This window comes from Kocuria atrinae C3-8 (assembly GCF_000286355.1).
In the GTDB taxonomy this organism is placed as follows: Bacteria; Actinomycetota; Actinomycetes; order Actinomycetales; family Micrococcaceae; genus Kocuria; species Kocuria atrinae_A.
In genome coordinates, this window is sequence record NZ_AJXN01000173.1 from 1 (window position 1) to 9,575 (window position 9,575).

Annotated in this window: 2 protein-coding genes and 3 pseudogenes; all 5 read left to right on the forward strand. The window is 65.6% G+C overall.

The genetic code is table 11. The features are described from left to right. Positions 1-131: 131 nt before the first annotated feature. Positions 132-1,435, forward strand: a pseudogene (gene trpB, locus YO9_RS0115145) (tryptophan synthase subunit beta). A 47-nt stretch (positions 1,436-1,482) separates the two neighbouring features. Beyond that, positions 1,483-2,287, forward strand: a pseudogene (gene trpA / locus YO9_RS0115150) (tryptophan synthase subunit alpha). Continuing rightward, positions 2,287-3,153 carry a prolipoprotein diacylglyceryl transferase gene (gene lgt / locus YO9_RS0115155; RefSeq protein WP_016998254.1) on the forward strand — a complete coding sequence of 289 codons (867 nt, stop codon included), beginning with the start codon at positions 2,287-2,289 and terminating at the stop codon, positions 3,151-3,153. The pseudogene trpA and the gene lgt overlap by 1 nt, the downstream one beginning before the upstream one ends. 296 nt (positions 3,154-3,449) lie before the next feature. Beyond that, a pseudogene (gltB, locus tag YO9_RS0115160) lies at positions 3,450-8,159 on the forward strand (glutamate synthase large subunit). Continuing rightward, on the forward strand, positions 8,152-9,575 hold a 1,424-nt coding region (locus YO9_RS0115165), incomplete at its 3' end, for a glutamate synthase subunit beta (protein ID WP_016998261.1). The pseudogene gltB and the gene YO9_RS0115165, both read left to right, overlap by 8 nt.

Consider the following 9,575-nt stretch of genomic DNA (forward strand, 5'->3'; position numbering starts at 1 on the left):
GAGGTGCTGGTGAAGTCCGACGATCCCGCGCGCACCATTTCCCGATTCCGCGACGTGGGCGCCGCAGCCCGCGCGATTTCCTGGCGGGCAAGAAGCCCCCGGCCGCCCAGGCCGAGTTCGCCGCCCAGCAACTGGCCGCAGCAGACGACGCCGCCGCTTCGGCCGGTTCGGAGGACGGTTCCCTCAAGAACGCCCCCGGTCCGTACTTCGGTGACTTCGGTGGCCGGTGGATGCCCGAATCTCTCGTGGCCGCGCTGGACGAGCTGACCGAGGTTTTCGACAAGGCACGAGTCGACGACGAGTTCCAGGAAGAGTTCAAGCGGCTGTCCCGTGACTACTCCGGGCGACCCTCGCTGTTGACCGAGGCCAAGCGTTTCGGCGAGGCCATCGGCGCCGTGTGTTCTTGAAGCGCGAGGATCTCAACCACACCGGTTCGCACAAGATCAACAACGTGCTCGGGCAGGCACTGCTCGCCCAGCGCATGGGCAAGAAACGTCTGATCGCGGAGACCGGTGCCGGCCAGCACGGTGTTGCCACCGCAACGGCCGCGGCGTTGTTCGGCATGGAATGTTGCATTTACATGGGCGAGGAGGACACTCGCCGTCAGGCCCTGAACGTGGCGCGCATGCGGCTGCTCGGTGCAGAGGTCGTGCCCGTTTCCCACGGCTCCGCAACGCTCAAGGACGCCATCAACGAAGCCCTGCGTGACTGGGTGGCCTCCGTGGACACTACGCACTACCTGCTCGGCACCGCTGCCGGTCCGCACCCGTTCCCCGCGATGGTGCGTTACTTCCACGAGCAGATCGGTGAAGAGGCTCGCGAGCAGATCCTGGAGAAGGCCGGTCGACTGCCCGATGCCGTCACGGCGTGCGTGGGCGGCGGTTCCAATGCCATCGGAATTTTCCACGGCTTCCTGGACGACGCCGAGGTCGAGCTCTACGGCAATGAAGCCGGCGGCGACGGTGTGGACACCGGTCGTCACGCGGCCACCATCACGCTGGGCCGCCCCGGCGTGCTGCACGGTGCCAAGACGTTCCTGATGCAGGACACGGACGGCCAGACCATCGAGTCGCACTCGATCTCCGCGGGCCTGGATTACCCCGCAGTGGGACCGGAGCACTCGCACCTGCACGCAATCGGCCGCGTGAAGTACGAGGCCATCACGGACACCCAGGCCATGGAGTCCTTCAAACTACTGTCCCGCACGGAGGGCATCATCCCCGCTATCGAGTCTTCGCACGCTCTGGCCGGTGCCCGCGAACTCGCGGCCCGCTGGGTCAAGGACCTCGGCCCCGAGGCCGCCGAGGAGAAGATCATTGTGGTGTCCCTGTCCGGACGCGGCGACAAGGACGTGGCCACGGCCGCGGAATGGTTCGACATGCTCCCCGAGGACAGCCACGAAGAGCAGGTCGGTCAGAAAGGTGAACAACTGTGAGCGCCCCCGAATCCGTCCATCCCGGAGTGGGCGGCTTGGCAGAACGCATCCTCCCAAGGACCTCACCCGTAATCCAGACTCGAAGCTCGCCGCGCGGATCGCGCAGTGCAAGGCGGAAGGTCGTCCCGCGCTGGTCGGTTACTTGCCGGCCGGCTATCCGACCGTCGAAGAGTCCGTGGAAGCCGCCGTGGCCCTGGGTCAGAACGGCGCGGACATCATCGAGATCGGCATCCCGTATTCGGATCCCGTCATGGACGGCACCGTGATCCAGAATGCGACCACACAGGCTCTGGCGAATGGAGTGCGCGTTGCGGACGCGTTCACGGTCGTTCAGGCAGTGTCCGAGCGCACGGACGCCGTGCCCGTGGTGATGACCTACTGGAATCCGGTGCTGCAGACCGGCGTGGATGAATTCTCCCGCCGTCTGCGCGACGCCGGGGGAGCGGGCATGATCACCCCGGACCTGATCCCCGATGAGGCCGCCGACTGGTTCGAGGCCTCCCAGAAGTACGGTCTGGACCGGATCTTCCTGGTGGCACCGTCCACCACGCGTGAGCGCATGGACATGACCGTCAAGGCGTCCTCCGGATTCGTCTACGCGGTCTCCATCATGGGTGTCACCGGCGCACGGGACCAGGTGTCCTCGGCCGCCGAGGACGTCGTCGCGCGCGCCCGTGAAGCCGGTGCCGAAAACGTGTGCGTGGGTCTGGGCGTGTCCAACCGCGGCCACGTTGAGGAGATCGGCGCCTACGCGGACGGCGTGATCGTGGGAACCGCACTCGTGCGAGCCTGGGCGAGGGCGGTCCCGAGGCCGTCGGCCGCTTAGCTGCTGAACTCTCCGGTCGCGGCTGATGCGTCCGGTGATCGCCGCAGCTATTCCTTCTCCGGATATCAGCAGCATCTCGCTGGGGCCGCTGACCATCCACTTCTACGCCCTGTGCATCCTGCTCGGCATGGCCGCGGCCGTGTGGCTCACCATGCGTCGCTGGAAAGCCAGGGACCAGGATCCCGACGTGCTGTGGGACATCGTGTTCTGGGCTGTGATCGCGGGCATCATCGGATCCCGCGCCTATCACGTGCTCATCACGGATCCGTCCGGGTACTTCGGGCCGGGTGCGGATCCCCTCGATGCCTTCAAGATCTGGGAGGGCGGACTGGGCATCATGGGCGGAGTGCTCTTCGGAGCCGGTGCCGCGTGGCTCGTGTCCCGGAAGAACGGTGTGCCGCTCTGGTACTTCGCGGACTCCGTGGCGCCTTCGCTCCTATTGGCTCAGGGCATCGGTCGCTGGGGCAACTGGTTCAACCAGGAACTGTTCGGCAAACCCACTGATGCGCCCTGGGGACTGCGGATCGACCCCACGTCCGCGAACTTCCCGGATGGTCTTCCCCCGGACACTCTGTTCCACCCGACCTTCCTCTACGAGAGCCTCTGGAACCTGGCCGGTGTGGTGATTCTAATCACACTCGGCAAGCTGTTCCGGCTCACGCACGGCCGCGTGTTCGCTCTGTATTTGGTCTACTACGGCCTGGGGCGGCTCATGATCGAGCTGTTCTTGCGCATCGATCCCGCGCTGATGATCGCCGGTCAGAGGGTCCACGTGTGGACGTCATTGGCCCTGATCCTGTTCGGCATTGCACTATTTGCCGCAATTACCGTCAGGATCCGTAGGAAATCAGAAATCCTCGCGAACGGCGCCGCGCACTCCGCGCTCCGCTGAGCAGCGCCCACCACGTTGAACCCCGGCCAACTTCGGGGGTTTTTCGTTGGGTGTCGACGCTCACAATCGAATTTCGGATCGTGGTAAATTACCCGTGCGCCGCACCGGGGATTCGTCATCATGCGAGTCCCGCGTTCGGTGGTGATCCGTCGGTCTTTCGAGGCTCGACTCAGTGTTCGCAGCGCCGCGGACACTTCTGTCATCTGGATCAGATGATGTCCGTACGCACTTCACCCCAGTTGCCCGGGCATCGTTGACACTTCAGACCTGCCCACCAACCCGGTGAGGAGCTCCCTATGAGCCACGTCAATCAAGTAGCCCCCGTGACCAACATCGTCACCGACGCGGTCAACCGCGACACGGGCCACCCTGACTCGCGTTCAGAGCTACCTCCCGCGGAATCCCCGTTCAAAGCGTTCTCCACGCAGCCCGAGGACCAGGGTCTGTATCGGGGCGAGGACGAGAAGGACGCGTGCGGCCTGGCCGTGGTGGCCACCCTGGACGGCAATTCCACCCACGACATCGTGGAAGCCGCACTCACCGCCCTGCGCAACCTGGAGCACCGCGGTGCCGTGGGCGGCGACGAGGGCACCGGCGACGGCGCAGGCATCCTCACTCAGATTCCCGACGCCTTCTTCCGGGACACCGTGAATTTCCAGTTGCCCCCGATGGGCGCCTACGCGGTCGGCACCGCGTTCATGCCCACCGGTGTCAGCACCTGGAGCCACTTCAGCGCGCCCTCGAAGACCTCGCGGCCATGGAGGGCCTGCGCGTGCTCGGTTGGCGTGACGTCCCGGTCGTCGACGACGCGTGGGCGCGTCCGCTCGCGCCGTCATGCCCACCTTCGTGCAGTTCTTCGTCGCGGACGAACGCCACAACGCACGGGGAGCGAGCCTCTTCGAGCCCGGCGCGGCGTCGTCGTTCGATCCGACGCATTTGCAGCTGGAACTGGACCAGAAAGCTTTCCGCGTGCGCAAGCGCGCGCAGAACAAGTTCGGCGTGTATTTCCCGAGCTTCTCCTCGCGCACGCTCGTGTACAAGGGCATGCTGACCACCGCGCAGCTGCAGCCGTTCTACCCGGATCTGTCCGACGATCGGTTCACGACCAAGTTGGCCGTGGTGCACTCGCGCTTCTCGACCAACACATTCCCGTCATGGCCGCTCGCGCAGCCCATGCGCACCCTGGCGCACAACGGTGAGATCAACACGGTCATGGGTAACCGCAACTGGATGCGCGCCCGGCAGTCGTCAATGTCCGGTGCCGTATTGGGTCGCAATCCGGAGGAACTGTTCCCGATCTGCTCGGAAGGTGCTTCCGACTCGCAGTCCCTGGACGAGGTCGCTGAGCTGCTGCAGTTGGCTGGCCGTCCGGTCACCGAGACCATGCTGATGCTCATCCCGGAGGCCTGGGAGAACCACGACACCATGGACCCGGACCTCAAGGCGTTCTACCAGTACCACTCCACGCTCATGGAGCCGTGGGACGGGCCCGCGTGTGTGTCCTTCACGGACGGCAAGCGCGTTGGATCCGTTCTGGACCGCAACGGTCTGCGCCCGGGTCGTTTCTGGGAGACCGAGGACGGCTTGGTCATTTTCGCCTCGGAGGTCGGTGTCATCGACATCGGCGACCGCAAGGTGGTCCGCAAGGGCCGGGTGTCTCCGGGAACCATGTTCCTGGTGGACACCGAGGAAGGTCGCATCGTCGAGAACGACGAGATCAAGGCCGAGCTGGCCGCGGCCAAGCCGTGGCGCGACTGGGTCCAGGACTCCATCGTCCCGATCGAAGAGCTGCCCGAACGCGAACACATGACCCACCCAGCGTCCTCCGTGCGGCTGCGTCAGAAGACGTTCGGGTACACCGAGGAAGAACTCAAGAAGATCATCGGCCCCATGGCCGTGGCCGGTGCCGAACCATTTACGCGATGGGCACCGACACCCCCGTGGCCGTGCTGTCCGACCGTTCCCGGCTGCTCTACGACTACTTCGTGCAGTCCTTCGCGCAGGTGACCAACCCTCCGCTGGACGCGATCCGCGAGGAGTTGGTGACGTCACTGACCGGTGCGGTGGGCCCCATGGCCAACTTGTTGGCCACCCAGCAGGCCAAGACGCGCCTGATCAAGGTTGACTTCCCGGTGATCAACAACGATCAGCTGGATCAGATCCTGCACCTGGACGACGAGGACGGCGCCGCCCTCACCTTGAAGGTGCGCGGCCTGTACCGCCCCGACGGCGGCGAAGAATCACTGCGCACGCGCATCGCGGAGATCTGCGAAAAGGTCTCCACTGCTGTGAACCGCGGCGTGCAGTTCGTGATCATCTCCGACCGTGACTCCAACGGTGCCTGGCTCCCATCCCGTCCTTGTTGTTGACCTCTGCGGTGCACCACCACCTGCTGCGCTCGGCCACCCGCACCAAGGTCGCGCTGATCGTGGAATCCGGTGACGTGCGCGAAGTCCACCACCTGGCCCTGCTGCTGGGTTACGGCGCGTCCGCCGTGAACCCGTACCTGGCCATGGAATCGGCCGAGGAACTGGTGCGCCGCGGTGAGATCACCGGAGTCACCGAGGAAGAGGCCGTCTACAACCTGATCAAGGCACTGGGCAAGGGTGTCCAGAAGATCATGTCCAAGATGGGGATCTCCACCGTGCAGTCCTACTGCGGTGCGCAGACCTTCGAGGCGCTGGGCCTGTCGAGCGAACTCATCAACGCGTACTTCTACGGAACACGCACGCAGATTCAGGGCGTGGGACTGGACGTGATTGCGGAGGAAACCGCCTCCCGTCATCGCTTGGCCTACCCGGAGGACGGCGTCACCGAGCCGCACCGTGATCTGGCCATCGGCGGCGAGTACGACTGGCGTCGCGAAGGCCCGCGCCACCTGTTCGATCCGCACACCGTGTTCCGCCTGCAGCACGCCACGCAGACGGGCCGCTACGACATCTTCAAGTCGTACACCGCTCGCGTGGATGATCAGGCTCGGGAGATTGCCACCCTGCGCGGTCTCATGAGCTTCACGTCGGATCGGGAACCCATCTCGATCGATGAAGTGGAGCCGGTGAGCGAGATCGTCAAGCGCTTCTCGACCGGTGCCATGAGCTACGGCTCCATTTCGATGGAGGCCCACGAGACGCTCGCCATTGCGATGAACCGCTTGGGCGGTAAGTCCAACACCGGTGAGGGCGGTGAGGATCCGGAACGTCTGATGGACCCGGAGCGCCGTTCGGCGGTCAAGCAGATCGCGTCGGGACGCTTCGGCGTGACCAGCCTGTACCTGGCCTCCGCGGACGACCTCCAGATCAAGATGGCCCAGGGCGCCAAGCCCGGTGAGGGCGGCCAGCTCATGGCGCAGAAGGTGTATCCGTGGGTGGCTCGCACGCGGCACTCGACCCCGGGTGTGTCCTTGATTTCGCCTCCGCCCCACCACGACATCTACTCGATCGAGGACCTCGCGCAGCTGATCTACGATCTCAAGCGCTCCAACCCCAAGTCGCGCGTGCACGTGAAGCTGGTCTCCGAACGGGGAATCGGCACCGTGGCGGCGGGCGTGACCAAGGCCAAGGCCGACGTCGTCCTGATTTCGGGACACGACGGCGGAACCGGCGCGGCCCCGCTGAACTCGCTCAAGCACGCGGGTATGCCGTGGGAGTTGGGCCTGGCGGAGGCTCAGCAGACCCTGCGACTGAACGGACTGCGCGAACGCGTGGTCGTACAGGCGGACGGCCAGCTCAAGACCGGGCGCGACGTGGTGATCGCCGCCCTGCTGGGAGCCGAGGAATTCGGTTTCGCCACGGCACCGCTCGTGGTCGAGGGCTGCATCATGATGCGCAAGTGCCACCTTGACACCTGCCCCGTGGGCGTGGCCACCCAGAACCCGGAACTGCGCAAGCGCTTCACGGGCAAGGCGGAGCACGTGGTCAACTTCTTCGAGTTCATCGCTGAAGAGGTCCGCGAGTATCTCGCTCAGCTGGGTTTCCGCAGCATTGAGGACGCAGTGGGCCACGCCGAGGTATTGCGCACCCGCGAGGCCATCGACCATTGGAAGGCCAAGGCCTGGACCTGAGCCCCATCCTGGACTCGTTCCAGTCACCGGGTCTCAAGGACGGACTGCGCAACACGCGCACCCAGGATCACGAGTTGGAGGACCACTTCGACAACAAGTTGATCGCCCTGGCCGCTCCCGCGATCGAGAACGGCGAGCCCGTGCGCGTCATGGAAAAGGTGATCAACACCGATCGCGCCGTGGGCACCATGCTCGGCTACACCGTGACCAGCGCGTTGGGCCTGCAGGAACTCGCCGATGACACCATCGACGTCACGTTGACGGGTGAGGCGGGACAGTCCTTGGGCGCCTTCATTCCTCGCGGCATCACGCTGCGCTTGGAAGGCGACGCCAATGACTACACCGGCAAGGGCCTGTCCGGCGGGCGCATCGTGGTACGGCCCCCGCGTGACGCGAGCTTCGCGACTCACGAGAACGTGATTGCCGGCAACGTGATCGGTTACGGCGCCACGAGCGGTGAGATGTTCTTCAGCGGCACGGTGGGCGAGCGGTTCCTGGTGCGTAACTCGGGCGCCACCGCGGTGGTCGAGGGTATCGGCGACCACGGTTGCGAATACATGACCGGCGGCGTCGCCTGATCCTGGGGGAGACCGGCCGTAACTTTGGCGCGGGCATGTCCGGCGGTGTGGCGTACGTGCTGGACCTGGACGAGTCCGATATCAACAAGCAGGCCCGGGAATCCGGCGAACTGCTCGTAGCCACCCTCGACGAACAGGACCGCGAACTGGTCCTGGGCCTGATCAAGCGCCACGGCGAGGAAACCGAATCGGACTGGGCGGAAACGCTCCTCGAGAACGCCGACGACACCATTTCGCGCATGACCAAGCTGCTGCCGCGGGACTACTCCGCGGTGCTGGCGCTGCGCAATCAGGCCGAGGCCGCGGGAGACGACCCCGACGGTGACGGCACCTGGCACAAGATTTTGGAGGTGACCACGCGTGGCTGATCCCCGTGGCTTTCTGAAGGTCCGCGACCGCGAAGACCGACCCAAACGACCCGTCCCCGTCCGCATCATGGACTGGAACGAGGTCCAGGAACGGCAGAACTCCCAGACCCTGCACGAGCAGGCCGGCCGCTGCATGGACTGCGGCGTGCCGTTCTGTCACCAGGGTTGCCCGCTGGGGAACTTGATTCCCGAGTGGAACGACCTGGTCTGGCGCGGCCAGACCCGTGACGCCGCCGAACGCATGCACGCGACCAACAACTTCCCGGAGTTCACGGGTCGCGTGTGCCCGGCACCGTGCGAGTCCTCGTGTGTGCTCAGCATCAACCAGCCGGCCGTGACTATCAAGCAGGTCGAGTACGAGATCGGCGAGATGGCCTTCGACGAGGGTTACGTCAAGCCGTTCTTGCCCGCTCGCCTGGTGGGTAAGACCGTGGCCGTGGTCGGTTCGGGCCCCGCGGGTCTGGCGGCTGCTCAGCAGCTCACCCAGGCCGGTTTCACCGTGGCGGTCTACGAACGTGATGACCGCATTGGCGGTCTGCTGCGCTACGGCATCCCCGATTTCAAGCTCGAGAAGTCCGTGGTTGAGCGCCGCCTGGACGTCATGGCCGCCGAGGGTACCCGCTTCCGCACCGGCATCGAGATCGGCAAGGACATCACGTGGGACGTCCTGCGACGCCGCTACGACGCCGTGATCGTGGCCACCGGAGCGACCCGTCCCCGCGAGTTGGACATCCCCGGCCGTGACCTGGAGGGCATCCACCACGCGATGGACTACCTGGTGCGCTCCAACCGGCTGGCCGCCGGCGACGAGGTCCCCGATCTGATCGACGCGCGCGGCAAGAACGTGATCGTGCTCGGCGGTGGCGACACCGGATCCGACTGCATCGGCACCGCGCACCGGCAGGGAGCGGCGTCGGTGACGTCGCTGGCCATCGGCCGTAAGCCACCCGTGGACCGCGCTGACGAAGAACCGTGGCCCATGATGCCCAAGATCTTCGAGGTCTCCTCGTCCCACGAGGAAGGCGGCGAGCGCACCTACCTGGCGTCCACCGTGGAGTTCGTGGGCGATGAGAACGGCCACGTCACGGGGCTGAAGGTTGCGGAAACCGAGTACCTGGATGACGGCCGCCGCGTTCCCAAGGAGGGCACCGAAAAGGTCATTCCGGCCGATCTGGTGTTCCTGGCCCTGGGCTTCACCGGCAACGAGTCCGATGACCTGACCTCGCAGCTTTCGGTGGAACTCGACCGCCGCACCAACGTGGCCCGCGACGAGCAGTACATGACCGCCGTCGACGGCGTGTTCTCGTGCGGTGACGCCGGCCGCGGCCAGTCGCTGGTGGTCTGGGCCATCGCCGAGGGTCGTGCCTGCGCCGCCGAGGTGGAGCGTCACCTGACCGGGCAGACGCGTTTGCCGCA

What these genes read in the sequence shown, in the direction of transcription:
- lgt (WP_016998254.1), top strand. Translation starts at nt 2,287, where the DNA reads ATGCGTCCGGTGATCGCCGCAGCTATTCCTTCTCCGGATATCAGCAGC.